This window comes from Klebsiella sp. HN106, assembly GCF_051209435.1.
Classification (GTDB): Bacteria; Pseudomonadota; Gammaproteobacteria; order Enterobacterales; family Enterobacteriaceae; genus Klebsiella; species Klebsiella oxytoca.
Genome location: NZ_JBLURD010000094.1, coordinates 1 through 547, shown reverse-complemented (window position 1 = coordinate 547; position 547 = coordinate 1). Strand labels below are relative to the sequence as shown.

Genomic DNA, 547 nt, shown 5'->3' with positions numbered 1-547 from the left:
TTCATATCACCTTACCGACGCTTTTCGCAGATTAGCACGTCCTTCATCGCCTCTGACTGCCAGGGCATCCACCGTGTACGCTTAGTCGCTTAACCTCACAACCCGAAGATGTTTCGTAAAACATCGTCGTGTCGCGAAAATTTGAGAGACTCGAACACACATTAGCTGTGTGTCGTTTCAATTTTCAGCTTGATCCAGATTTTTAAAGAGCAAATATCTCAAACGTCACCCGAAGATGAGTTTTGAGATATCGGTTGGTTGTGCCTTTCACTCACAGCCAGCAAGTGGCGTCCCCTAGGGGATTCGAACCCCTGTTGCCGCCGTGAAAGGGCGGAGTCCTAACCGCTAGACGAAGGGGACACGAGGTGTCGCGACTTCGCAGCCGTCTTGCTTCTTTACATCTATCAGACAATCTGTGTGAGCACTACAAAGGCAGGTTCTTTCAGGTAAGGAGGTGATCCAACCGCAGGTTCCCCTACGGTTACCTTGTTACGACTTCACCCCAGTCATGAATCACAAAGTGGTAAGCGCCCTCCCGAAGGTTAAG

1 tRNA gene and 2 rRNA genes are annotated in these 547 nt (G+C 49.9%); all 3 read right to left on the bottom strand.

Annotated elements, in window-relative coordinates:
- A 23S ribosomal RNA gene (locus tag ACSIPU_RS30490) occupies nt 1-95 on the bottom strand; the annotation flags it as partial.
- Nucleotides 96-285: 190 nt separating this feature from the next.
- A tRNA-Glu gene (locus ACSIPU_RS30485) sits at nt 286-360 on the bottom strand.
- A gap of 87 nt (nt 361-447) precedes the next feature.
- A 16S ribosomal RNA gene (locus ACSIPU_RS30480) occupies nt 448-547 on the bottom strand; the annotation flags it as partial.